Annotated in this window: 19 protein-coding genes; 9 read left to right on the top strand and 10 right to left on the bottom strand. The window is 64.0% G+C overall.

From position 1 onward, the window contains the following. Positions 1-18 precede the first annotated feature (18 nt). The 3 genes from prpC to prpF all read left to right on the top strand — a co-directional run bounded on the left by prpC (position 19) and on the right by prpF (position 5,151). Positions 19-1,176 (top strand): 2-methylcitrate synthase, encoded by a 1,158-nt coding sequence (gene prpC / locus AB5Y64_RS13095; RefSeq protein WP_368203957.1) that lies wholly within the window; start codon positions 19-21, stop codon positions 1,174-1,176. After that, positions 1,176-3,794 (top strand): Fe/S-dependent 2-methylisocitrate dehydratase AcnD, encoded by a 2,619-nt coding sequence (gene acnD / locus AB5Y64_RS13090; protein ID WP_368175910.1) that lies wholly within the window; start codon positions 1,176-1,178, stop codon positions 3,792-3,794. The genes prpC and acnD overlap by 1 nt, the downstream gene beginning before the upstream one ends. 157 nt (positions 3,795-3,951) lie before the next feature. Beyond that, a complete protein-coding gene (prpF, locus tag AB5Y64_RS13085) occupies positions 3,952-5,151 on the top strand; it encodes a 2-methylaconitate cis-trans isomerase PrpF (protein WP_368175911.1) in 1,200 nt (399 codons plus the stop codon). Between the two features lie 104 nt (positions 5,152-5,255). Here prpF and AB5Y64_RS13080 read toward each other — a convergent pair whose 3' ends face one another. The 3 genes from AB5Y64_RS13080 to AB5Y64_RS13070 all read right to left on the bottom strand — a co-directional run bounded on the left by AB5Y64_RS13080 (position 5,256) and on the right by AB5Y64_RS13070 (position 8,952). Next, positions 5,256-5,459, bottom strand: coding sequence for a DUF6719 family protein (locus AB5Y64_RS13080; RefSeq protein ID WP_368203969.1), 204 nt, complete (start codon positions 5,457-5,459; stop codon positions 5,256-5,258). Positions 5,460-5,651: 192 nt separating this feature from the next. Further along, the gene (locus AB5Y64_RS13075; protein WP_368203955.1) at positions 5,652-6,698 is read right to left on the bottom strand and encodes an alpha/beta hydrolase; all 1,047 of its coding nucleotides are present in this window, start codon (positions 6,696-6,698) and stop codon (positions 5,652-5,654) included. A gap of 97 nt (positions 6,699-6,795) precedes the next feature. Continuing rightward, positions 6,796-8,952 (bottom strand): TonB-dependent siderophore receptor, encoded by a 2,157-nt coding sequence (locus AB5Y64_RS13070; RefSeq protein ID WP_368203954.1) that lies wholly within the window; start codon positions 8,950-8,952, stop codon positions 6,796-6,798. Between the two features lie 130 nt (positions 8,953-9,082). Here AB5Y64_RS13070 and AB5Y64_RS13065 point away from each other — a divergent pair, with 130 nt between their 5' ends. The 5 genes from AB5Y64_RS13065 to AB5Y64_RS13045 all read left to right on the top strand — a co-directional run bounded on the left by AB5Y64_RS13065 (position 9,083) and on the right by AB5Y64_RS13045 (position 13,710). After that, complete coding sequence (locus AB5Y64_RS13065) at positions 9,083-10,027, top strand: helix-turn-helix transcriptional regulator (protein WP_368203952.1); 945 nt, start codon at positions 9,083-9,085, stop codon at positions 10,025-10,027. A 163-nt stretch (positions 10,028-10,190) separates the two neighbouring features. Beyond that, complete coding sequence (locus tag AB5Y64_RS13060) at positions 10,191-10,847, top strand: Bax inhibitor-1/YccA family protein (protein ID WP_010675134.1); 657 nt, start codon at positions 10,191-10,193, stop codon at positions 10,845-10,847. 95 nt (positions 10,848-10,942) lie between these two features. Next, positions 10,943-11,110, top strand: coding sequence for a hypothetical protein (locus AB5Y64_RS13055; RefSeq protein ID WP_158654765.1), 168 nt, complete (start codon positions 10,943-10,945; stop codon positions 11,108-11,110). A gap of 1 nt (position 11,111) precedes the next feature. Beyond that, positions 11,112-13,253: a YccS family putative transporter gene (gene yccS / locus AB5Y64_RS13050; protein ID WP_368203950.1), complete on the top strand. Its 2,142-nt coding sequence runs from the start codon at positions 11,112-11,114 to the stop codon at positions 13,251-13,253. Between the two features lie 112 nt (positions 13,254-13,365). Continuing rightward, on the top strand, positions 13,366-13,710 hold the full coding sequence (locus AB5Y64_RS13045) for a TusE/DsrC/DsvC family sulfur relay protein (RefSeq protein WP_039038798.1): 345 nt from the start codon (positions 13,366-13,368) through the stop codon (positions 13,708-13,710). 105 nt (positions 13,711-13,815) lie between these two features. On the opposite strand, the gene dedD is transcribed toward AB5Y64_RS13045, so the two are convergent. The 7 genes from dedD to AB5Y64_RS13010 form a co-directional block, all read right to left on the bottom strand. After that, entirely contained in the window at positions 13,816-14,622 is an 807-nt protein-coding gene (dedD, locus tag AB5Y64_RS13040; RefSeq protein ID WP_069785214.1) for a cell division protein DedD, read from the bottom strand. A 179-nt stretch (positions 14,623-14,801) separates the two neighbouring features. Then, positions 14,802-16,061 carry a bifunctional tetrahydrofolate synthase/dihydrofolate synthase gene (gene folC, locus AB5Y64_RS13035; protein WP_199767319.1) on the bottom strand — a complete coding sequence of 420 codons (1,260 nt, stop codon included), beginning with the start codon at positions 16,059-16,061 and terminating at the stop codon, positions 14,802-14,804. A 2-nt stretch (positions 16,062-16,063) separates the two neighbouring features. Continuing rightward, positions 16,064-16,927, bottom strand: a complete 864-nt coding sequence (gene accD / locus AB5Y64_RS13030; protein ID WP_010675139.1) for an acetyl-CoA carboxylase, carboxyltransferase subunit beta — start codon at positions 16,925-16,927, stop codon at positions 16,064-16,066. Between the two features lie 119 nt (positions 16,928-17,046). Beyond that, entirely contained in the window at positions 17,047-17,856 is an 810-nt protein-coding gene (truA, locus tag AB5Y64_RS13025) for a tRNA pseudouridine(38-40) synthase TruA (protein ID WP_161652983.1), read from the bottom strand. 166 nt (positions 17,857-18,022) lie between these two features. After that, positions 18,023-20,149, bottom strand: coding sequence for a FimV/HubP family polar landmark protein (locus tag AB5Y64_RS13020; protein WP_368203948.1), 2,127 nt, complete (start codon positions 20,147-20,149; stop codon positions 18,023-18,025). A gap of 293 nt (positions 20,150-20,442) precedes the next feature. After that, complete coding sequence (locus AB5Y64_RS13015) at positions 20,443-21,459, bottom strand: aspartate-semialdehyde dehydrogenase (RefSeq protein ID WP_041214974.1); 1,017 nt, start codon at positions 21,457-21,459, stop codon at positions 20,443-20,445. 146 nt (positions 21,460-21,605) lie between these two features. Continuing rightward, complete coding sequence (locus tag AB5Y64_RS13010; protein WP_128271647.1) at positions 21,606-22,727, bottom strand: 4-phosphoerythronate dehydrogenase; 1,122 nt, start codon at positions 22,725-22,727, stop codon at positions 21,606-21,608. Between the two features lie 250 nt (positions 22,728-22,977). Between AB5Y64_RS13010 and AB5Y64_RS13005 the strand changes: the two genes are divergently transcribed. After that, a complete protein-coding gene (locus AB5Y64_RS13005) occupies positions 22,978-23,700 on the top strand; it encodes a phosphatase PAP2 family protein (protein ID WP_279977042.1) in 723 nt (240 codons plus the stop codon). Positions 23,701-23,803: the final 103 nt, after the last annotated feature.

Here is a 23,803-nt window from a genome sequence, read left to right as displayed (position 1 = left end):
TGAATGAGGAAACATGTGATGAGCGCCCTGCCCGAAACCACCGGCTTCAAGCCGAAGAAATCCGTCGCCCTCTCCGGCAGCGCCGCCGGCAACACCGCCCTGTGCACCGTCGGCCTCTCCGGCAACGACCTGCACTACCGTGGCTACGACATCCTGGACGTGGCCACCAGCTGCGAGTTTGAAGAGATAGCCCACCTGCTGGTGCACGGCCATCTGCCCAATGTGGCGGAGCTCGCCGCCTACAAGGCCAAGCTCAAGGCCCTGCGCGGCCTGCCCACCGGGGTCAGGACCGCCCTGGAGCAGTTGCCTCCCTCTGCCCACCCCATGGACGTGATGCGCACCGCCGTCTCCGTGCTGGGGTGCCTGTCGCCGGAGAAGGACGATCACAACCACCCGGGCGCCCGGGACATCGCCGACAAGCTGATGGCCTGTCTCGGCTCCGTGTTGCTCTACTGGTACCACTTCAGTCACAACGGCAAGCGCATCCATGTGGAGACCGACGACGACTCCATCGGCGGCCACTTCCTCCACCTGCTGCACGGGCACAAGCCACGCGACTCCTGGGTTCGCGCCATGCACACCTCTCTCATCCTCTACGCCGAGCACGAGTTCAACGCCTCCACCTTCACCGGCCGCGTCATCGCCGGCACCGGCTCGGACATGTACTCCTGCATCACGGGAGCCATCGGAGCCCTGCGCGGGCCCAAGCACGGGGGCGCCAACGAGGTGGCCTTCGAGATCCAGAAGCGCTACGAGAATCCGGACGAGGCGGAGGCCGACATTCGCGCCCGGGTCGAGAAAAAAGAGGTGGTCATCGGCTTCGGCCACCCGGTCTACACCGTCTCCGATCCGCGAAACAAGGTGATCAAGGAGGTGGCGCGCGCCCTCAGCCAGGAGCAGCACAACACCAAGATGTTCGATATCGCCGAGCGGCTGGAATCCACCATGTGGGAAGTCAAGAAGATGTTCCCGAACCTCGACTGGTTCAGTGCCGTCAGCTACCACATGATGGGGGTGCCCACCGCCATGTTCACCCCGCTGTTCGTCATCGCCCGCACCTCAGGCTGGTCGGCCCACGTCATCGAGCAACGCATCGACGGCAAGATCATCCGCCCGAGCGCCAACTACGTCGGTCCGGAGGATCTCCAGTTCGTGCCGCTCAAGGAGCGCAAGTGATGATCAACACGCAATATCGCAAGCCCCTGCCCGGCACACAGCTTGACTACTTCGACGCCCGGGAGGCGGTCAACGCCATCGCCCCCGGCGCCTGGGACAGGCTCTCCTACACCGCCCGCGTCCACGCCGAGAACCTGGTTCGCAAATGCGATCCGGCCATCCTCGGCGAGTGCCTCGGCCAGATAGTGCACAACAAGCGCGATCGCGACTTTCCCTGGTTCCCGGCGCGGGTGGTGTGTCACGACATCCTGGGGCAGACCGCCCTGGTGGATCTGGCGGGCCTTCGCGACGCCATCGCCGAGCAGGGTGGGGATCCCGCCCAGGTGAACCCCGTGGTGCCGGTGCAGCTCATCGTCGACCATTCCCTCGCCGTGGAGTGCGGCGGCTTTGACCCCCAGGCGTTCGAGAAGAACCGTGCCATCGAGGATCGCCGCAACGAGGATCGTTTCCACTTCATCGACTGGACCAAGCAGGCGTTCAAGAACATCGAGGTGATCCCGCCTGGCAACGGCATCATGCACCAGATCAACCTGGAGAAGATGTCCCCCGTCATCCACGCCGATCGCGGTCTGGCCTACCCGGATACCTGCGTCGGCACCGACAGCCACACCCCCCACGTGGATGCCCTCGGCGTCATCGCGGTGGGGGTGGGCGGGCTGGAAGCCGAGAACGTGATGCTGGGGCGCGCCTCCTGGATGCGGCTGCCTTCGATCGTCGGCGTGGAGCTCTCCGGCAAGCCGCAACCCGGCATCACCGCCACGGATCTGGTGCTGTCGCTCACCGAATTCCTGCGCCAGCAGAAGGTAGTCGGCGCCTACCTGGAGTTTCGTGGGGAGGGGGCCGCCGCCCTCACCCTCGGCGATCGGGCCACCATCTCCAACATGGCGCCGGAGTATGGCGCTACCGCGGCTATGTTCTTCATCGACCAGCAGACCATCGACTACCTCAAGCTCACTGGCCGTGACGACGAGCAGGTCAGGCTGGTGGAAACCTATGCCAGGGAGGCCGGTCTCTGGGCCGATGCCCTGGCGGGCGCCCAGTACGAGCGGGTGCTGCACTTTGACTTGTCGAGCGTGGTGCGCACCCTGGCGGGCCCCTCCAATCCCCACCGTCGCCTGCCGGTGACCGAACTTGCCACGCGGGGCATCGCGGTGGATCTGGACAAGGCTCGTGCCCAGGAGGCTGACGGCCTCTTGCCCGATGGCGCCGTCATCATCGCTGCCATCACCAGTTGCACCAACACCAGCAACCCGCGCAACGTGATTGCCGCAGGCCTGTTGGCCCGCAACGCCAACCGGCTCGGCCTCAGCCGCAAGCCCTGGGTCAAATCCTCCCTCGCCCCCGGCTCCAAGACAGTCGCCCTCTACTTGAAAGAGGCGGGACTGGACGAGGAACTTGAGCGGCTCGGCTTCGGCGTCGTGGCGTTTGCCTGCACCACCTGCAACGGCATGTCCGGTGCCCTGGATCCCGCCATCCAGCAGGAGATCATCGAGCGGGATCTCTACGCCACGGCGGTGCTCTCGGGCAACCGCAACTTCGACGGTCGCATCCATCCCTATGCCAAGCAGGCGTTTCTCGCCTCGCCCCCCCTGGTGGTGGCCTACGCCATCGCGGGCACCATCCGCTTCGACATTGAAAAAGATGTGCTGGGGGTGGTGGACGGCAAGGAAATTCGCCTCAAGGATATCTGGCCGTCTGATGAAGAGATCGACGCCGTGGTCAAGGCGTCGGTCAAGCCGTCCCAGTTCCGCCAGGTCTATATCCCCATGTTCACCCAGGAAGAGGATCAGGGTCCCAAGGTGACGCCCCTGTACGACTGGCGTGCGCAGAGCACCTATATCCGTCGCCCGCCTTACTGGGAGGGGGCACTGGCGGGCGAGCGCACCCTGCGCGGCATGCGGCCCCTGGCGCTGTTGCCGGACAACATCACCACAGACCACCTCTCCCCTTCCAACGCCATCCTGCCGGGCAGCGCCGCGGGGGAATACCTGGCGAAGATGGGCCTGCCGGAGGAGGACTTCAACTCCTACGCCACCCACCGCGGCGATCACCTGACCGCCCAGCGCGCCACCTTCGCCAACCCCCAGCTGGTCAACGAGATGGCGGTGGTGAACGGCGTGGTGCAGAAGGGGTCCCTCGCCCGCGTCGAGCCGGACGGCAAGGTGATGCGTATGTGGGAAGCCATCGAGACCTACATGGCACGCAAGCAGCCCCTCATCATCGTGGCCGGTGCCGACTACGGTCAGGGCTCGTCCCGGGACTGGGCGGCCAAGGGGGTGCGCCTTGCCGGGGTGGAGGTGATCGCAGCGGAAGGCTTCGAGCGCATTCACCGCACCAACCTCATCGGCATGGGGGTGCTGCCGCTCGAGTTCAAACCGGGCACCACCCGCCTCACGCTGGGCCTCGATGGCACCGAGACCTATGACGTGGTGGGGGAGCGCCAGCCGCGCACTGATCTCACCCTGGTGATCCGCCGTCGCAGCGGCGAAGTGATCCAGGTGCCCATGACCTGCCGCCTCGACACCGCCGAGGAGGTCTCGGTCTATGAGGCGGGCGGCGTGCTGCAACGCTTCGCCCAGGACTTCCTGGCGTCGACCGCGCAAAAGGCCGTGAGCTAAATCGCAACCCCGCTCCGCCCCTTTGAAAAAGGGGAAGGCATAAAGCACCCTCTCCCTTTGAGAGAGGGTTGGGGTGAGGGGAAATCCCCCTCATCCGCCCTTCGGGCACCTTCTCCCAGAGGGAGCAGGATCTATGACTCTTTTCAGGACACTCTCTATGGCCCACATACCACAAGTCAGAATTCCGGCCACCTACCTTCGCGGCGGCACCAGCAAGGGAGTCTTCTTTCGCTTATCTGACCTGCCCGAGCGCTGCCAGCAGCCGGGCCCGGCACGGGATGCCTTCTTCCTGCGGGTCATCGGCAGCCCCGATCCCTACGGCGCCCACATGGACGGCATGGGGGGGGCCACCTCCTCCACAGCCAAGTGCGTGATCCTCTCCAAAAGCCAGCAACCCGATCACGATGTGGACTACCTCTACGGCCAGGTCGCCATCGACAAGGCATTCGTGGACTGGAGCGGCAACTGCGGCAACCTCTCCACCGGCGCCGGGGCCTTCGCCATCCACGCCGGCCTGGTGGACCCGTCCCGCATCCCGGAGCACGGCACCTGCGAGGTGCGGATCTGGCAGGCCAATATCGGCAAGACCATCCTCGCCCACGTGCCGGTGACGAACGGCCAGGTGCAGGAGACAGGCGATTTCGAGCTGGACGGCGTCACTTTCCCCGCCGCCGAGATCGTGCTGGAGTTTCTCGACCCGTCCGACGAGGGTGAGGAGGGCGGCGCCCTCTTCCCCACCGGCAATCTGGTGGACGATCTGGAGGTGCCCGCGTCTGTTGTAAAGAGCGGCGTACTGAAAGCCACCCTGATCAGCGCAGGCATCCCCACGGTGTTCGTCAACGCCGAGGACATCGGTTATGAGGGCACCGAGCTGCGCGAGGCGATCAATACAGATCCGCAAGCGCTCGCCCGTTTCGAGGCGATCCGGGTTGCCGGTGCCCTGCGCATGGGGCTCATCAAGCGCCCCGAAGAGGCGGCCACTCGCCAGCACACCCCGAAAATTGCCTTCGTCGCACCCGCCAAGGATTACCGCACCGCCAGCGGCAAGGAGATTATTGCTGGCGAGATCGATCTGCTGGTGCGGGCCCTCTCCATGGGCAAGCTGCACCACGCCATGATGGGCACCTGCGCCGTGGCCATCGGCACGGCGGCGGCCATTCCCGGCACCCTCGTCAATCTGGCCGCCGGGGGCGGCGAGCGCGAAGCGGTGCGCTTTGGTCACCCCTCCGGCACCCTGAGAGTCGGAGCCCAGGCAGAGCAGGTAGCGGGACAGTGGACGGTCACCAAAGCGGTGATGTCCCGCTCCGCCCGCATCCTGATGGAAGGCTGGGTGCGGGTCCCTGGAGATGCCTTCTAGCCCGCTGCGGCATCACACCGACCAGGCCAGCCAGACGAAAAGAGCCCCAAGGCGACTGCCTCAGGGCTCTTTTTTGGATGTTTCAGGCTGTGAAAATCACATCATCATTGCGGTCTTGCCACACACTCCACCTTTCTTGGCACATTGTGCTTCGCGTCCCCGCCGATGAGCCGCTTGACCTGCCCGGGTGGGCAGCGACCGTCATCCACATAGGCGGTCTCCCCAAGGGGCAGCCTGCCTGGGGGCGGATCCTGACTCAGAAAGGTGACGGGAATGGGCGCAGGCGCAAACCCACTGCACCCCGACATCAGGAGTACGCCGCACCACAGAGCCAGCATGCCTCCCCTCTTTCCTGCAACCGCCATCGCTCACTCCCTGCCTCTGTCGGGGCACCGACCCGGCGCCCCTCGTTTCGGCAGTCTACCCAGGGATGGCGCCGGACCGACACCCGTCTCCGGCGCCGTTGTGACGATTCCAGACACAGGCAAAAATATCGGCTTTCACGGCTTCGACCCGTAGTAGTGGGCCAGCAGGGCATCGGCCTCGTCCACGGGGATCGCCATCTGCGGCCAGCGCGCGGCCTTCTCCTTGATGTCCCGCAGACTCCCCAGCTCCGGGCGCAGTGCGCTGCCGAGGTGGCGGTTCAGGGCATCAAAGCGGGCGATCACCCCCTGTCGGCTGAAGTGCCCGGGCGCCAGATCCAGCCGGTAGCCCTGAAACAGCCACTGGAGTCCCTGATAGACGGCGGGGTGGTAGACGCTGTGATGATCCTCCTCCTCGAAGTAGCGACTGGTGACATGCAGGTTTGCGCCGGGTGCCCCTACTACCCGCCGCGCAAACTGCTGCAGGCGATCCCGGTGAAACGCCGAGCGCCCGAATCCCGGGGTGAAGGGGTTGTTGGCCACCGCCATGAACAGCGAGGAGGCGTGCCTGAGCGGCCCGGTCAACTCCGACGCGATGCGCTCGTAATTGCGGGGATAGTCGAACCAGAGGCTGGCGTCGATGGCGATCACACCCTGGAACTGGCCGCCGTCTTGCGCCTGTGCATCGAGCGCCAGCAGGCCGCCGAGGGAGTGGCCCACCAGCAGGGCCGGCGCCTGGGCCCGAAACCTCTCCTCGATGAGGGGGCGCAGCTCCTCACTCAGATAGCGCAAGAACCGGGGCCCGCCCCCCGTCACGGCATAGCCGGGCCCCGCCGGTGCCCCATTGGGCAAGGTCATGGTGTGGCTCGGGGTGTAATCCCGCATCCGGTCGATGTTGTGGACCGCGACGATGATGAGGGGGGGGATCGCCGGATTGAGCCCGGCCCGCAGGGCCCGGGTGATGCCGACAACCTCCAGCAGACTCTTCTCCCCGTCGAGCAGATAGAGCACGGGGAACCGAGCCCCGGGCTCGCGTTCATATTCCTGGGGCAGAGAGACGCTGTATTGCCGCGTCTCCCCCAGCAGGGCCGAATGGTGGGTGAAGCGCTGGGCGTAGTGGAGCATGTCTGCCTGGGCAGAAGAGAGTGTGATCATGGTGAGCAGCAGGATGATGAGTCTTGTCATTGGATGAACCAGGATTGTGTCGCCAGCCTTGGGGATCCCCCGTAGGGCGGCGCACAGAGACGACAACAGGGCCCGCAGACCCTGCTGTCGTCGGTCGTTACAGCTTGTAGGTGAAGCCTGCCATCAGGTTCGCCGGCTCGCCGTACATGTTGAAGGTGCTGGTGGAGCCGACCCGGTAGAAGTACTCCCGGTCGAGCAGGTTGTAGAGGTTCAGGGTCGCCTGCATCCTGTCGTTGATCTCGTAACGCACCGCCGCATCGAACAGGGCATAGCCCCCCTGATGGGTCTCGACTCCCTTCTGGTTGAAGCCGTAGTCGCTCACCGCCGTCATCCCGGCCCCGAGGTGCAGCCCCTGCACCCAGTCGGCCAAGTGGTAGTCGGTCCAGAGGGAGAGGGCGTGACGGGGGATGGTGTCGAATTTCGGGTTGTGATCCCCGGCCTTCTCCTCGATGTCGGTGAAGGTATAGCCGGCCATCACCATCCAGTTCTGGCTGAGATAGCCGCTCGCCTCCAGCTCCACCCCTTGCGTCTCCACCTTGCCGGTGGCCCAGTAGGTGTTGGTGATGGCAATGCCCTGATCGTCGTAGGCCTGGGCCGCGATGTTGTCGTCCTTCATCAGGAAGAGGGTCGCCCGGGTGTTGAGCAGGCCGTCACGCAGCGAGGACTTGATGCCGGTTTCCCACTGGCTGCCCTCCCGGGGCTTGAGCAGGTTGCCGCTCTCGTCCTGGCTGGTCTGGGGCTTGAACACCTTGGAGTAGCTGGCATACCAGGCGTATGCGTCGCTCAGGTCATAGACGGCCCCCGCGTAGGGGGTGAGCTTGCCGTTGAACGCACTGGACTCGCCGCTCTGGGCTCCGGAACTCAGGGTCGTGCTGACGGCATCCAGATCGTACCAGGAGACGCGGGCCCCGGTGATCACCGCCAGCGGCTCCAGCAGACGCCAGGTCACCTTGCCATACAGACCGAGCTCCGACTGCTCCTCATGGTCATTCTTGGTGTAGCTGTAGTCCGGCTTGGCGACCCGGGTCGGGTCGAAATCGAACACATTGATCTTGCCGAGGTTGCGGTTGGTGTAGGTCTGGATGTCCGACTCGTAGCGCTTGTAGTCGGAGCCCAGCACAAACTCGCTCTTGTGCCCCAACAGATCGAACATCTGGCTGTAGTTGGCATCGAAGGCCATGTTCTTCTGCTGGTTCCCCTGGCCGTTGAACATCAGCCCGGTGTTGCCCGCCGCGTCCACGGGGCCGTTGGTGAAGGTCTGCTCCAGCCGCATGTCGTGATCCATGTAGCGGGCCGAGACCTGACCCACCCCGCCGTTGGCAAAGGCGTGTTGCAGCGAGGCCCCCACATCCGTGGTGTCGGCGTCGAAGAAGTCTTCAGCCGACCCCAGGTAGGTGCTGCGGCCGATGTTGAGCAGGGAGCCGTCCTTGTACGCCGGCAGGCCGTTGGTGGGCAGGATGTCCTTGGTCTGGTGCAGGGCGTAGACGGAGAGGCGGGTGCGATCCGAGAGATCGAACTCCAGGGTGCCGTAGTAGGTACCGTTGTCGTTGTTGTTGTAGTCCACCTGGTTCTTGATGTCGGCGTTGGCCACCACGACGCGGCCGCGCAGGGAACCCTCGTCGTTGAGTGCGCCCCCCATGTCCGCCTCCAGGTAATGCCTGTCCCAGCTGCCATAGCGCGCCGTGACCGAGCCCTTGAAGGCATCGGTCGGACGCTTGAGCACCATGTTGATCACGCCCCCCAGCTCGCTGGTGCTGTTGAAGAGGCCGGAGGGGCCGCGCATGATCTCCACCCGATCCACCGCCGCCAGCGACGGCAGGGTGCCGTACTTGCTCTGCATGGGCGATGGCAGACCGTTGAGGTTCACCTCGTCGTATTCATAGCCGCGGGAGAAGATGGAGGAGCGACCGCTGTCGTTGACCAGGGTGCGCAGACCCGGCGTGTACTTGGCCAGATCGTCCACCGCCACGAAGTTGCGCTCCTCGATGTAGTCGTTGGTCAACACGGTGATCGACTGGGGGATGTCTTTGAGGGCCGCCGGCGTCTTGGTGCCGACGGTGGCCGAGTCGACCCCATAGCCTCCCGTCTCCTCCGACGGCGACATCCCGTAGAGTGGATTGCCATAGACGACCAGGGTTTCGTCCGGCTTGATGTCCGGTGTGTGTGCCCCTGCCGGGGCGGCAACGGTGACGGCCAGAGCGGCAGAGATGGCCAGAGCCAGCGGGCTTCGCGCTTTATCCTTCAAGACAACCATAGTAAGAGTGACCCCAAGATAGAGATGATAATCATTTTCATTTAATTTTCCGGGGGCTAATATATCACTCCATCTTCCGCCGCAGTTTTGCGGTGTGGTCATTTCACTCTTCGACATGGTCAAATTGCACATGACTGACACAGTGGCAAGGGACACCAGCGCACGCCAGCGAGGCCGCTTCACCGGCAGGGTGGAGAACCTGGTGATCCAGGAGGGTCTTCGCTTTCACAACAAGGACATCGTTCACAAGGCAGACTTCGCCACCGAGCGGGAGTTGCCGCCGCAGTTGATCATCGCCATTCCCCTCGAGAGCCGGGCCCTGATGACCTATGGCGCCATTCACAGGCTCAAGGGGTGCCGCTTTCACGAGTCCGACCCCATAGTGGCAACCGCCATCCTCTATACCGAGCCCGACATCGTGCAGGGGGCGGCCAAAGCCCAGGTGCGCAGCCGCAGCATCGTCCTCTCCCTGGACCACACCTGGCTCGCCCACAACCTGGCACAGGCGCATCGCAAGGCTTTCGCACAGACCTTCAGCCGCCATCTGAGCCGCGTCGACTGGATCCTGCCCGCTGCCCTTGGACAGATTGCGGAAGCGCTCAATCTCACCAGCAGCCAGAACGCCTCCGAGATGCTGATGCGCAAGGCCTTTGCCCTCAGTGTCTGGGAGAGCCTGATGACCCACCTCCAGCAGGCCGCCTCCCCCTGCTGCCAACGCCAGAACGAGCAACCGACGCGCCTCAAGATGCTGCTCAGGGATGAAAAAGTGGACGAGATGACCCTGACCGAGATCGCGGCCACCCTCGGCATGAGCGTCTCCACCTTGCAGCGGGCCGCAAAAAAAGAGCTGGGCATGAGCCTGCAGCGCTACCTTCGCCAGCGAAAGCTGCAAGAAGCGCGGGCCAGGCTGGAGGCGCGCAGCCTCTCTCTGCAAGGGGCCGCCGCCCACGCCGGCTATGACCATGTGGCCAATTTCATCACGGCGTTTAGAAAGCAGTTCGGCTTCTCGCCGACGCGGATCGCCAGACAGGGTAAAGAACAGGAGCAGGAGCAGGCGCCCTCTGCAACGCCTTGAGCCTCCTTGTTCATGCGCAATACATCTTTGCTCTGGGATAGTAGGCACCACGCAGGTGGGGTGGCGCTTGAAATCAGCGCTCGTCATCCACACATTCAGTGCATACAATGCGTTAACGAAGCACAACTGGTCGCTTCACCCCGGAAATCAAGAGGACATCAAGATGGATACCCGTTCTATCTACACTGGCACCCAGGGTGCCGTGCGCGACACCAACAAGGTGCTGCGCAACACCTACATGCTGCTCTCCCTCACTCTTGGCTTCTCAGCCGTGGTAGCCGGGGTAGCGACCGTCATGAACATGCCGCCCCTGCACTGGGCCGTGTTCCTCATCGGTGTCTACGGTCTGATGTTCCTGACCGAGAAGAACCGTGACAACGGCATGGGGCTGGTGTTTACCTTCGCCCTGACCGGCCTGCTGGGCTATAGCCTCGGCCCCATCATCAACATGTACATGAACAATGGCGGCGGCGAGATCGTGATGACGGCGCTGGGCGGTACTGCGCTCACCTTCTTCGGCCTGTCTGCCTATGCCCTGACCACCAAGCGGGACCTCTCCTTCCTCGGCGGCATGCTGTTCGTCGGGTTCTGGGTACTGCTGGTAGCCATGGTCGCCAACATCTTCCTGCAGATGAGCGCCCTGAGCCTGGCCCTGTCCGCCATGTTCATGCTCTTCTCCTCCGGCGCCATCCTGCTGACCACCCAGCAGATCGTGCGCGGCGGCGAGACCAACTACATCTCTGCCACCGTCACCCTGTATGTCTCCATCTACAACATCTTCCTGAGCCTGTTGAGCCTGCTTGGCGGCAACCGCAACTGATGGATGCTTGATATGCACAAGACCCCGCTTCGGCGGGGTTTTTATTGGCGCCCATTTCTGTCAGGATAAGTTGCAAATCAAGGATATGAAGCGAAGTGGCCCTGATCCAAATCAGGGCCGTTTCGTTGCCGACGGGTTATGCTGTCGCTTTCGTTTCGCTCAAGGGTTGCCTTCATCCCATGCCCATGGACTTCTCAGGTTTATTGCGCCGTCTGCTGACCGACAGCCACATCGATTTCACCTCGTTCAAGGGTGGTGCCTAGCATGCCGATGGATTTCTCCGGCCTGCTGCGCCGGCTGCTGACAGACAGCCACATCTATTTCGCTCTCAAGGTCCTGCTCGCCATCGCGGGGCTGCTCGCCTTCGCGCTGGCTACCGGTGACATCCAGCTCACCGTGCTGCTCTCCCTCGGGGTGGTGGCCGGCGCCATCGCCGAGACCGACGACAGCCTCTGGGGCCGGGTCAAGAACCTCGCCATGACCCTGCTCTGCTTCCTGTTTGCCTCATTGTGCGTACAGTATCTCTTCCCCACCCCCTGGCTCTTTGCCATCGGGCTCGCGGGCTCCACCTTTATCTTCGTGATGGTGGGTGCCCTCGGCCAACGCTACGCCACCATCAGCTTCGGCTCCCTGCTGATTGCCATCTACACCATGCTGGGGGCCGCCAAGGCGCCGGATCTCTTCTATCAGCCGCTGGCCCTGTGCGCCGGGGCCCTCTGGTACGGCCTGGTGTCCCTGGTCTGGCTCTGGCTGCTGCCCTACAAGACCCTGCACGAGCAACTGGCCCAGAGCTACTTCGCCCTCGCCCGCTACTTGCAGGAGAAATCCCGCTTCTTCCCGGCCGACGAACACGGCGCCCAGGCCATCCGCCACAATCTGGCCCAGCTCAACATCAACCTGGTCAATGCCCTGAACCAGGCCAAGACGGCGCTCAATGCCCGTCTTCATGCCCCCGGCCGCCACGGGGTGGCCCCCGAGCTCGCGGGCCTGCTGCGCCTTTACCTGCTTGCCCTGGAGATCCAGGAGCGGGCCACCTCCAGCCACTACCCTTACAGCAAGCTGGAAGCAGAGCTCAAGCAGGGCATCGTCCTCGACGGCTTCCAGGAGGTGCTGTCACAGCTTGCCGACGCCTGTCAGCAGCTTGGCTACGCCATCCTGGTGCACAAGCCCTACACCCACCACAAACGCATTCACTGGACCCTGGAGGCCCTCGGCGATCAGCTGGAGTTCACCCACCTCAAGCAGCACTACCCCAAGACCCTGCTGACACCGATGAAGTTCCTGCGTCGCAACCTGGCCAGCATCAACCAGTTGCTGCAAAGCGCCGAAGAGCTGCAAAACCCCGCCGCGCCGCCCACCAGCCTGCCTCCCCTGGCACGGCCGGTCGCCCTGCCCTTGCTGGCATTGCTCAGGCAGCACCTGACCCCCAACTCCATGGTGTTTCGCCATGCCCTGCGGCTCTCCCTCGGGCTGGTAGTGGGCTATGGCATTCTGCAGGCGTTTCACCTGGACAAGGGGTACTGGATCCTGCTCACCGTATTGTTCGTCTGCCAGCCGAGCTACAGCGCCACCCGCCGTCGTCTGGTTCAGCGGATGCTCGGCACCTTTGCCGGTATCCTCATCGGCGTGCCCGTGCTCTGGTTCTTCCCCGAGCTGCACCTGCAACTGGGGATCATGGGGCTGGCCGCCTTCCTGTTTTTCACCCAGGTGCGCAGCAACTACAGCGCCGCCGTCTGCTTCATCACCCTCTACGTGCTGATGGCGTTCAACCTGCTGGATGGCATCGGCTTCGCCATCCTGGGACCCCGCCTGCTCGATACCCTGCTCGGCTGCCTGCTCTCCTACGTCCTGGTGGCCTGGCTCTGGCCCGACTGGCAATACAAGCGGTTGCCGACCCTTATCGCCAACTCCCTGTCCGCCAATGCGAAGTACCTCTCGGCGGTACTCGCCAGCCTGCATCGCCAACGGGATGAATCCCTGGACTACCGGGTGGCCCGCAAGTGTGCCCACCTCGCCGACAGCGAGCTGGCCATGGCCTGGCAGAGCATGCTGGTGGAGCCGAGCAAGCGCCGCCGCTTCCTGGATCTCTGCTTTACCCTCACCTGGCGCAACCATGCCCTGCTCTCCTATATCTCGGCGCTCGGGGCCCATCGCGACAAACTCGAGCCCATCGAGGGGCTGGAGGAGATAAGCCGCCACATCAGCCAGACCCTGGAGCAGGCCGCCGGTCACCTGGCGGGGCAGATGCCGACGCCACTCACGGGAGCCTGTCCGGCCATCGCTCCGGAGAGCAGCGAGGAGCAGCTGATGCTGAGCCAGCAGCTCTCCCTCATCAGCCAGTTGGCAGACGAGCTGTTGGTGCTGGCCAACGACGGCCAGCTGCTGACAGGTCAGGGCCGGACATAGCCGCCGGGCCTATCCCGCCCGAGGCAGGCGCCAAGCGCCGCCCCGGTTGCCGGACGGGACGCAAGGCGCTACCATGCCCGCCCCATTGAGATAGCCTTTTCGAGGAAGCGTCATGTCCGAGCCACACCATTTGCAGTTCAACGGCCAACTCATCGAGACCGATGCCCAGGGCTATCTGCGCCACAGCGAGCAATGGAGCGAGGCGCTGGCCTTGGTGCTGGCCGAGAAAGAGGGGATAGTGCTGGAGGATCCCCACTGGGAAGTGGTGCGTTTCGTACGGGCCTTCTATCTGGAGTTCAACACCTCCCCCGCCATCCGCGCCCTGGTCAAGGCGATGGAAAAGCAGTACGGCCCGGAGAAGGGCAACAGCCGCTACCTCTACAAGTTATTCCCGGAAGGCCCCGCCAAGCAGGCCACCAAGATCGCAGGCCTCCCCAAGCCGGTGAAGTGCATCTAGTCCTCCTCGGCAGCCCGATAGCCACACTGCCTCCCCCGTGTTGGACACAAAAAAAGACCGCGCCCATGTTGCCATGAGGCGCGGTTTTTTCATTTCATCGTCCTGTCAGGGGTTGTATGCCACCACGGAGCCGCTCAAGCCCGTCATCTGGCTGATCCGGCTCTGCATGCCCTGCAACTTGGCCTTGGAGACATCCGGCCCGATGAAGACCCGGTTGATCTGCCCCTGCACCGGGGTTCTCGGCGACGTCTGGGCCGAGTAGCCCGCCGCCCTCAGCTTGCTCACCAGGGCATTGACGCTGTCTGCATTCTTGAAGGCGCCAAGCTGCAGGATCCAGCTCCCCTGAGCCGGGGCTGCTGCCGCCGGTGCCGTAGTCGGCTGGGCCATCTTGCTCGCGATGAGATCATCCATGGTCTTGATCTGGCCCGCCTGTGGCTTGGCCTCCACCGGTTTTTGCACCTCTACCGGCTTGGTTGGCACCGGCTTGGGTTTGGGCTGCTCCACCGGTTTCTTGGCGATCACTTCCGGCTTGGGCTCGGGTTTGGGCTGGGGCTTGGGTTGCGCCACGGCCTGTACCGGCTGCTGCTGGGTGATGGGAGCCTGACTGGCTCCCGCTGGATTGGCTCCCCCCTGATTGGCCAGGGTCACGGTATCGCCAATCTCCTCTACCTGCCACTGGGTCGCGGCAGAGGCCTGCTGCTGACTCGCCAGATGCTCGGCCGGCAGGGTGCTCGCCGCCGAGACCTGAAGTGCAGGTTTGGCGGGCTCGAGCTCCGGACGCAGGGGGATCTTGGCGAAGGCCTCGTCCTTCTGCTCCAGCTTGTTACCGTCCATCAGGTCCGGCAGAAAGATGACCACCAGGGCGACCAGGATGACGGTCCCCACCAATCTGTTTTGAAACTTCGAAGCCAAGTTAATTTCCACCCATGTTACTTAGGATCCATTGCAATCTTGCACACTTCGCAAAGAACGCCTCCCCTCACGCCGGCTGGCGAAGCCGGGTCCCTCGCCACCCACTTGGCCTGAAAGGGGATTATCCAGTGCAAAACCCGGCCCGTCGTCACGTTGACGGAGCCAGGGGAGCGAACGGCTCAGACCGAGCCCAGAGCCAGCACGTCGGCGACAGTGTAAAACGAGCCGAACACAATGACCATATCGTCAGGACTCGATGCGGCCAAGGCGGCGCCGTAGGCATCCCCCACGCTGGCAAAGGTGAGCGCCGCGCCCCGGCCGCTGCCAAGGGCCGTCGCTAACTGGTCGGCCGTGGCCGCGCGTGGGCCGTGGAGGCTTGCCAGGAACCACTCGTCAATCAGACCGTCAAGCTCGGCCAGCGACCCCGCCATGTCCTTGTCCTTGAGCATGCCAACCACGGCGCGGCGCTTGCCCTTGCCGGGGAGCTGGCGCAACTGGCTGGCGAGATAGGCGGCAGAGTGGGGATTGTGGGCCACGTCGACGATGACCAACGGCGAGGTTTGCAACTGCTGCATCCGGCCAGCAAGGCGGGCATTGGCCAGGCCGTCGCGGATGGCGGACTCCGCCAATGGCAGACCGAGGGACTCCAGCGCCGCCAGCACGGTGACCGCATTCATCAGCGGCAGGGCTGGTTTGGGCAATCCCGACCAGTGGTGCAGGCCGTGATAATCCCAGTCACCTTCATGCTCGTCACCACGAAAATCGATGCCGACCTGACGCAGGCAGGCGCCGAGGCGCGCCGCTTCGCTTGCGATGGTCGACGGCGGATTGGGCTCCCCGCTGATGGCGGGTTTACCTTTGCGATAGACGCCGGCTTTCTCCACCGCCACCGCCTCCCGGGTATCCCCGAGCCAGTCGCAGTGATCCAGGGCAATGGAGGTGATCAGGGCGACGTCCGATTCCACCACATTGGTGGCATCGAGCCGCCCCCCCAGCCCCACTTCCAGCAAGAGCACATCGGGCGCGGCGCGGCGAAACAGCCACAGACCCGCCAGGGTGGCGAACTCGAAGAAGGTAAGGGCGATGTCGCCCCGGGCGGCTTCTACCTCGGCAAAGGCCGCGCAGTGATCGCCATCGGCCAGCTCCTGGCCATTGACGCGCACGCGCTCGGTAAAGCGCAGCAGATGGGGGGAGGAGTAGACACCGACCCGGTAGCCGGCGGCCATCAGGATGCTGGCAGCCATGGCGCAGGAGGAGCCCTTGCCGTTGGTGCCCGCCACCGTGATCACCTTGAACGGCAGTTCGGTGAGGCCCATGCGGCGGGCAACCGTGCCGACCCGCTCCAGCCCCATGTCGATGTTGGCCGGGTGGATCTGCTCCAAATAAGAAAGCCAGTCGACCAGCGACCGGCTTTGGGATTGTTGCATGTGTGAACTCATCTTCAGTCTTCGATGACCTGAGTGTTCATCAGCTTGGCCAGCAGACCGGCCAGGCGGTTGCGCATTTCGCGCCTGTCGATGATGAGATCGATGGCACCCTTCTCCAGCAGGAACTCGGAGCGCTGGAAGCCTTCCGGCAGTTTCTCGCGCACGGTCTGCTCGATGACGCGAGGGCCGGCAAAGCCGATCAGCGCCTTGGGTTCGCCTACGTTGATGTCACCCAGCATGGCCAGACTCGCGGAGACGCCACCCATGGTGGGGTCGGTCAGCACGGAGATGAAGGGCAGGCCCGCCTTGGTGAGGCGATCTAGGGCCGCACTGGTCTTGGCCATCTGCATCAGGGAGAACAGGGCTTCCTGCATCCGCGCACCACCGGAGGTGGAGAAGCAGACCAGGCCGCGGCCCTCCTTGATGCTCTCCTCGACGGCGCGCACGAAGCGGGCTCCGACCACGGAGGACATGGAGCCCCCGATGAAGGAGAACTCGAATGAACAGGCGACGACCGGTACCCCCTTGAGGGTCCCCTTCATCACCACCAGCGCATCCTTCTCGCCCGTCTCTTTCTGGGCGGCAGACAAACGATCCTTGTAGCGCTTGGAATCCTTGAATTTCAGGATGTCTTGCGGCTCCAGCTCGGCCGCGACTTCGCTGCGTCCCTCGGCGTCGAGGAAGCTCTCGAGACGGGCACGTGCGCTGATGCGCATATGATGGTCACACTTGGGGCACACTTCGAGATTGCGCTCCAGCTCTGCCCGGTAGAGCACCTGTTCGCAAGCAGTACACTTGGTCCACACCCCTTCCGGAATGTTGTGACGACGCGGTGTGGTGATCTTGCTCTTGGGAAGGATCTTCTCAAGCCAGCTCATGGAATTCCTTAATGCATTTGTGCCTGACAAAACACATCGAGCCTTGATTGTTCAATGACTTAACGGCTCGATGGCAATAAACGACGGATCATTAAACCACAAATTTTCGGGCCCAGTTACTAAAAACTGGTCGTACCCGGTGCCGAGTCCGGCAGCCACAGCGGGCCGAGGGGCGGCCGGGGCAACCCGAATTCGGCCGGGTAATCCACATCCACCAGATAGAGGCCGCCCGCCTTGGCGGTCGGGCCCGCCAGGTTGCGATCCTTCGCCGCCAGCACCTCGGCAATCCACTCAACCGGTTGAAGCCCCTGCCCCACCAGCAGCAGGGAGCCGGTGATGTTGCGCACCATGTGATGCAGGAAGGCGTTGGCCTTGATGTCGAGCACGATGTAGGGGCCGGAACGGCTGACACACAGGTGGGTCACATTGCGCCAGGGGGTGTTGGACTGACAGGCGACAGCCCGGAAGGTGCTGAAGTCGTGCTCCCCCAGCAGGCTCTGGCCGGCCTGGTGCATCAGCGTCGCATCGATGGCTTCGTGGTAGTGACTGACGCCACTGCCGAGGATGGCCGGGCGGTAGTTGTGGTTGTAGATGACGTAACGGTAGCGACGGGCGGTGGCGCTGAAGCGGGCATGGAAATGCTCGTCCACCTCCCTGACCCAGCGCACGGCGATGTCAGGGGGCAGGTTGGAGTTGAGCCCCAGGGTCCAGGCGCCTTCTGCGCGGTTCGACTCGGTATCGAAGTGGATCACCTGGCCGGTGGCATGCACCCCCGCATCGGTGCGACCGGCACACTGGATGGAGACGGGGTGGTTGGCGATGCGGCTGAGGGCTTTTTCCAGCTCCTCCTGAACGCTGATCACTTCGCGCTGGCGCTGCCAGCCGAAGTACCGGCTGCCGTCATATTCAATACCAAGGGCAATTCGCATGGGTAACGGTGTCTTCTGATGAAAGGATGCAGTGAAAGAAACGGGGCGGATTATACGCGCTCGGGCTCAAAAGTCCCAGACCGGGCGAGGCCGCGGTGCGGGGCCCCCAAAGAGAGAGGGCAGCCCGCGGGCTGCCCTCTCTGGTGCATGGATGACAAGGGCCTGCCTAGCCCAGGCGCTTGAGCAGCTTCTGCGCCTCGCTGCGCTGGTGCTCGCTGCCCTGGGCCACCGCCTCTTCCAGCAGCTCGCGGGCGCTCTCCTTGTCGTCGATCTCGAGGTAGGCCCGGGCCAGATCCAGCTTGGCCCCCACCCCGCCGTCATCGGCATCCACATCAAAGCCGTTGGACTCCGGCAGCACCTCGGGGAAACCGTCCAGCCCCACATCCAGGGAGAAGCCCTGATAGGGTTCCTGCTCCGTACTGCTGGCATCGGCATCGGCCAGCAGCTTGTCGATTTCAACGAAGTCGCTGTCTTGCACCTGTTCGCGGGGTTTCACCTCCCCCTGATGGGACTCCACCTCGGCGAAGGCATCCTCGAAGTCCGCCAGGGCCAGCTCGCTGGGATCCCACTCGGACGCCGTCGGCTTGGTGGGCTCCAGCCCGAGCTCGGCCAGCATGTCGTCCACATCGTCCTTGCCAAACCCCGTCTCGTCGATGTGCGGCGCCTTGGTGGCAAGCTCATCGTCGGTCGGCTCGCCAAACCCGGTCTCTAGATCGCTCAGATCGAAGTTGGCCAGTGTCTCGTCACGCTGGCTGCGGCTCTCCTCCTGGGCCTGGGCCAGATCCGCTTCCAAATCCGCGTCCAGCTCGGCAAACAGGGCGGCCTGCAGCTCCTCCTCGGTCATGATCTCGTCATGACCACGAGCAGAGGAGGCGGGCTCGTCGGAGAGATCGAGTTCCGGCACCACGGGCAGATCGAAGTCCCCCTCGTGGGCCAGATCCAGCTCGGGCACCAGATCCGGATCCCGGTTCGCCGTCGTCACCGCAGGCTCCACATCAAAAGCGGAGAGCGCCGTCTCGTCATCCCGGAAGATGACATCGGCGGCAGCACTGGCGCCATCTTGCTTCCTGCTCACTTCCGGCTCGTTGAGATCCGGCATGCCATGGAGGGGCTCGTCATCCGCGATGCCCACCGTCATCAGCTGATCGAACTCGCTGCTCTCGTCCCCCATCACCATGGAGGTCGATTCGGACAGGCTCTTCTCCTGCTCTTCCAGCTCGCGGCGCGCGCGGGCCCGCAGCCAGAGCGTGACCAGGGCAAGCACCAGGAGCACCGGCAGCAGGATGATCATGGCGAGATTGAGCGGCGAAGAGAGCAGCTCCATCAGCCAGCTCTGTTTGGGCACCGGCGCCACCACGGGAGGCGTCGGATTGGCCTTGAGTTCCGCCACCTCTTTTTGCAGGGCGGTCTGATCCTGCAACTGCGCCTTGAGGGTCTCCACCTCTTCGGTCAGGGCTTGCAGACGCAGCTTGAGCCTGTGGTTCATCTCGGTGACCTGGCCGAGCTGGGCGTTGGCATCTTCCAGGGCCAGCGCCATCTCGGTTGAGGGTTTGCCCACCGCAGTGGCGGGCAGGGGCGCCGGCGCCGTGCTGACGGCGCTGCTCGCAGCAGCGCTCACCACCACGGGGGTGGAGACAGCCGCCTTGGCGGTCTCCTTCACCTCGGGGGCAGGAGCCGTCGCCTTGGGTGCCGCCGGGATCGGCGCCGCCTTGGGCGGTGTATTCTTGGCCACCACAGCCGGCTTGGCCGGAGCAGGCTTGCTCGCCACCGGCTGGGCGACATGGGATTGCTTGTTGGCCAGGTATTTGGGGCTCAGCCCCTTCCAGCTCGCGTTGTCGCTGTTGAAGCGACGGCGTGCTTCGGCATCCGTGATGCGCCCCGCCTCTGCGGCGGTGGGCAGCAGGATGTGGGAACCCACCAGAATATGGTTGATGTTGCCGTCTGCGAAGCTTCGGGGGTTCTTGTCATAGATGGCCACCATGGTCTGGTAGACGCTTACCCGGTTGGACGGGCGATGCTTGCTCGCCAGACTCCAGAGGGTATCGGTGGGACGCACGGGACCATAACTGCCAGCCGACGCAGCAGGCACCTGACGCACGATGGGCTGGGCTCTGGGCAGGGTGACGGGCGCCACGGGCTGGGCCCAGGGCTCTGGTTGCACCGCGGGGGGCGGTGAGCCATCCGGTCCCTTGAGTTCGACAAAGAAGGGTTCTCGCGCCCCCTCTTCGGCCTGAACCGTGCCCAGAAGCCCCAATGCGAGTAGCGTTGCCAGCGTTATGCGGGAATGTCCCATATTCGTTCCTTCGTATGACGGCCCTATCACATTGAAAAATCTGGATAGTTACCCCAAAACAATCGGCTCAATATAAATCAGGCGCCGGTCTCAAGCCAGCGATCCGACATATTTCGCGCCCGGCGGCGGCCAGAAAGCAGCCCCAGACGCGAACCAGAGTGTAGAAAAAAACCTAGTCCACTGATATCACACGGTATTCCAAAAACCGGAGAGTGGGTTCCCGGTCACATACCGGGGCCAGGGCGCCCACATCAAGGCGGGGTTCCCTCCCCGCCCGGGGCCGACATCCGGCCTCAGAGGTAGTCGCGTACCAGCAGTTCGGCAATCTGCACGCTGTTGGTTGCCGCGCCCTTACGAACGTTATCGGCCACGATCCACATATTGATACCACTCGGATGAGAAATATCCTGGCGCACCCGCCCGACCATCACATCATCCTGGCCGGTGGCATCGCGTACCGGGGTCGGGTAGTCCCCTTCATCATCAAACAGGGTCACCCCCGGGGCATTGCGCAGCAGCTCTTTCACCTGTTCGGCGTCCAGCGGCTGATGCAGCTCCACATGGACCGCCTCGGCGTGACCGTAGAAGACCGGTACCCGCACGCAGGTGGGGTTCACGGCGATGCTGGCATCCCCCAGGATTTTCTGGGTCTCCCACACCATCTTCATCTCTTCCCGGGTGTAGCCGTTGTCGGTGAAGGCATCGATCTGCGGGATCAGGTTGAAGGCGATCTGCTGCGGATAGAGGGTCGGCTCCACCGGACGGCCGTTGAGCAGGTGGGCGGTCTGGCCCGCCAGCTCGCTCACCCCTTCCTTGCCGGAACCGGAGACGGACTGGTAGGTCGCCACGTTGATGCGACTGATGCCTACCTCGTCGTGCAGGGGCTTGAGCGCCACCAGCATCTGGATGGTGGAGCAGTTGGGGTTGGCGATGATGTTGCGGTTGCGAAAATCGGCCAGCGCGTCCGGGTTCACTTCCGGAATGACCAGGGGGATGTCCTCGTCGTAGCGGAAGCAGGAGGTGTTGTCGATGACGATACAGCCGTGCTCGGCGGCGATGGGCGCCCATTTGGCCGAGACCTCGGCACCGGCGGAGAAGAGTGCGATCTCCACCTGGCTCCAGTCAAAGGCCTCCACATCAAGGATGTCGACGTTCTTGCCGCCAAAACGCACCGTGTCCCCAGCGCTGCGACTGGAGGCGAGCGGATAGAGAGTCGCTACCGGGAAGGCGCGCTCCTCCAGGATCTCGATCATGGCCTGACCCACGGCGCCGCTCGCGCCCAATACCGCTACGTTGAATTGCTGACTCACTGTTGTCTCTCCTGTGATGCTGCCCGTCGGGGCCGGGCATGAGGGCCCCGGCTGGCACGTGTATCGGTTTGATGACAGGCCCGCCATGATGCCGGGCCGGGGGGAGGCGCCGCCTGGGCAAGCCCCTCCCCTTGTTGAAATCGGGTTTATTGCTCCGAGACGGCAAAGCCCAGTCGGGCCAGTCTGTCGTCGGCGAAGGGCCCTTTCAGTTGCAGGGCGCCCAATTCGCGCCGCTCGGGGTAGCGCTTGCGCTGCTCATCGAAGCTGCCGGGCAGCCCGATCCGGTTGCGAAAACGGGCGTCGTCCCGGCGCACGTCATAAACAAGGTGGACAAGCTGCTTGATGAGCGCCTGATCCGCCGGCTGCCCCGGCGTCAGCTCGCGCACCTCGGGGGCAGGCAGCAGGGATTGCAGATCCTGGCGCGGGGTGCGCCCCAGTTGCCGGCACAGCGCCTCATAGAGCATCCAGGTGCCACGGGCCTTGCCTTCCAGGCTGTAACCGGCGATGTGCGGGGTGGCCAGCTCGGTATGGGGCACCAGTTCCTTGAGGGGCTCCGGCTCTCCTTCCCACACGTCCATCACCAGCCGCAGGGGATGGGGCCCCTGCTGGCGGACAAGCAGGGCACGGTTGTCCCACACCTCGCCGCGGGATGCGTTGATGAGGATCTGCCCGGCCGGACGCTCGGCGATCTCCTCAGCTCCCAGCAGGTGGAAGGTGGCCTCATCCCCTTCACGAAGATAGGGGACATGGAAGCTGACGATGTCGGCATCCAGGGCAGTGCGGTAATCCACGAAGTCGCCAGCGGCGCCGCTACGGGCCAGGGGCGGGTCGCAGCGCAGCACCTTCATCCCGAGCGCCTCGGCCTTGCCGGCCACGCTCTCGCCGGTGTTGCCGGCACCGATGACGGCGAGGCTCATCTCGCTCAAGGTCAGCTCATGGCGTTCCGCCAGAACCAGCAGGGCGGAGAGCACGTAGTCCCCCACCGACACCTTGTTGCAGCCGGGGGCGCTGAAGAAGGGAATGCCCCGCGCCGCCAGCAGCCCCTGATCGATGTGATCCGTGCCGATGGTGGCCGTGCCGACAAACCCCAGCCTGGGGCAACTCGCCAGGAGCGCTTCGTTGACCCGGGTCACGGAGCGCACCAGCAGCACATCCGCCTCTTGCAGATCCGCGGCCTTTATTTCTCGTCCCGGCAGGGGAACCACTTCACCAAATTCCGCAAACAGCTCCACCGCATGGGGCATATTTTCATCAACGACGATCTTCATCGGCACGCATCTCGTCCACAAGGGCCACAGGCGCGCCATTCTAGCCCAAACGCGGCGGATTTTCAGAGGCTTGTTGGCAGACCTCCCTACGGCCATCTTTCCGCCTTCCGGCCTCAGGTGCGGGCACGATGCCCGGCGGCATCATATGTAACAGCCTGTTGCCCTCGCCCCCTTCGCCTTGACCAGAGCAACCTGACTGGCACAATGACGCCTCTTTTTAGCCGCTCGCGCCACCGAACCGGACCCCTTGATGCCGACTCACGCCTCTTCGTTGCCACGCCGCAAGGTGCTTCATTTCAATGCCCTCCTGCTCCTCCCCCTGCTGCTGCTCGTCTGCCTGCCCTGGCAGCCGTTCATGACCCAGGCCCTGCAATCGGGCTGGCTATGGTGGCCCTACGCTCTCACCCGCATGGTGGACTTGCCGGGGCTGGTCTTCACCATCGCCGCCCTGCTGCTGCTCACAAGACACAAGCTGACGCTGGACGGTCGCGCCCTGCTGGCGCTGGCTGGCGCCCTCTTTGCCGTGCTGGCGAGCGACTGGGTCATCAAGAGCCTCATCAAGCTGCTGACCGAGGAGCCCAGGCCCTACCTCATCTGGCTGGAGAGCCAGGAGCTGATCCCCGCCATCCGCCAGTTCTATGGGGGAAGCCAGGCCCTTCGCAGCGAACAGGTCCACGCCGCGACCCAGTTGCTGGCGCTGCCCGCCTGGCTCGGCCAGCACTGGCAGGCAGAGGTCAACTACGCCTTTCCCTCCGGTCACAGCATCGCCGCCATGAGCCTCGCCCAGTTCTTCGGCCTGATCTGGCTGGCCCGGGCACCCGCCGGGGCCTGGCTGCTGCCACTCTGGGCCATCGGGATCGGCCTCTCGCGCACCCTTATCGGCATGCACTGGCCCCTGGATGTGCTGGCAAGCGCCCTGCTTGGCAGCCTTACCGCCCTCCTGGCCGCCCGCTGGTGGTTGCGCCACTACTGACCTCCAATAAAAAAGGTTCTTCGCGGGATCTTGGGGAAGTGGAAGTTGACAGACAGGGTGCTGGTAAACTGGCTGTCTCCAAACACACCACCACCATCACCCT

It is taken from the genome of Aeromonas sp. R5-1 (genome assembly GCF_040908265.1).
In the GTDB taxonomy this organism is placed as follows: domain Bacteria; phylum Pseudomonadota; class Gammaproteobacteria; order Enterobacterales; family Aeromonadaceae; genus Aeromonas; species Aeromonas caviae.
This window is presented reverse-complemented; position numbering and strand designations above follow the sequence as displayed.

Excerpts from the sequence above, each read along its gene's own strand:
- AB5Y64_RS13005 (WP_279977042.1), top strand. The coding sequence starts at position 22,978 with ATGCCGACTCACGCCTCTTCGTTGCCACGCCGCAAGGTGCTTCATTTC.
- AB5Y64_RS13010 (WP_128271647.1), bottom strand. The coding sequence starts at position 22,727 with ATGAAGATCGTCGTTGATGAAAATATGCCCCATGCGGTGGAGCTGTTT.
- acnD (WP_368175910.1), top strand. The coding sequence starts at position 1,176 with ATGATCAACACGCAATATCGCAAGCCCCTGCCCGGCACACAGCTTGAC.
- AB5Y64_RS13065 (WP_368203952.1), top strand. The coding sequence starts at position 9,083 with ATGACTGACACAGTGGCAAGGGACACCAGCGCACGCCAGCGAGGCCGC.
- AB5Y64_RS13070 (WP_368203954.1), bottom strand. The coding sequence starts at position 8,952 with ATGGTTGTCTTGAAGGATAAAGCGCGAAGCCCGCTGGCTCTGGCCATC.
- AB5Y64_RS13045 (WP_039038798.1), top strand. The coding sequence starts at position 13,366 with ATGTCCGAGCCACACCATTTGCAGTTCAACGGCCAACTCATCGAGACC.
- truA (WP_161652983.1), bottom strand. The coding sequence starts at position 17,856 with ATGCGAATTGCCCTTGGTATTGAATATGACGGCAGCCGGTACTTCGGC.
- AB5Y64_RS13020 (WP_368203948.1), bottom strand. The coding sequence starts at position 20,149 with ATGGGACATTCCCGCATAACGCTGGCAACGCTACTCGCATTGGGGCTT.
- accD (WP_010675139.1), bottom strand. The coding sequence starts at position 16,927 with ATGAGCTGGCTTGAGAAGATCCTTCCCAAGAGCAAGATCACCACACCG.
- folC (WP_199767319.1), bottom strand. The coding sequence starts at position 16,061 with ATGAGTTCACACATGCAACAATCCCAAAGCCGGTCGCTGGTCGACTGG.
- AB5Y64_RS13075 (WP_368203955.1), bottom strand. The coding sequence starts at position 6,698 with ATGACAAGACTCATCATCCTGCTGCTCACCATGATCACACTCTCTTCT.
- yccS (WP_368203950.1), top strand. The coding sequence starts at position 11,112 with ATGCCGATGGATTTCTCCGGCCTGCTGCGCCGGCTGCTGACAGACAGC.
- prpC (WP_368203957.1), top strand. The coding sequence starts at position 19 with ATGAGCGCCCTGCCCGAAACCACCGGCTTCAAGCCGAAGAAATCCGTC.
- AB5Y64_RS13080 (WP_368203969.1), bottom strand. The coding sequence starts at position 5,459 with ATGTCGGGGTGCAGTGGGTTTGCGCCTGCGCCCATTCCCGTCACCTTT.
- AB5Y64_RS13060 (WP_010675134.1), top strand. The coding sequence starts at position 10,191 with ATGGATACCCGTTCTATCTACACTGGCACCCAGGGTGCCGTGCGCGAC.
- prpF (WP_368175911.1), top strand. The coding sequence starts at position 3,952 with ATGGCCCACATACCACAAGTCAGAATTCCGGCCACCTACCTTCGCGGC.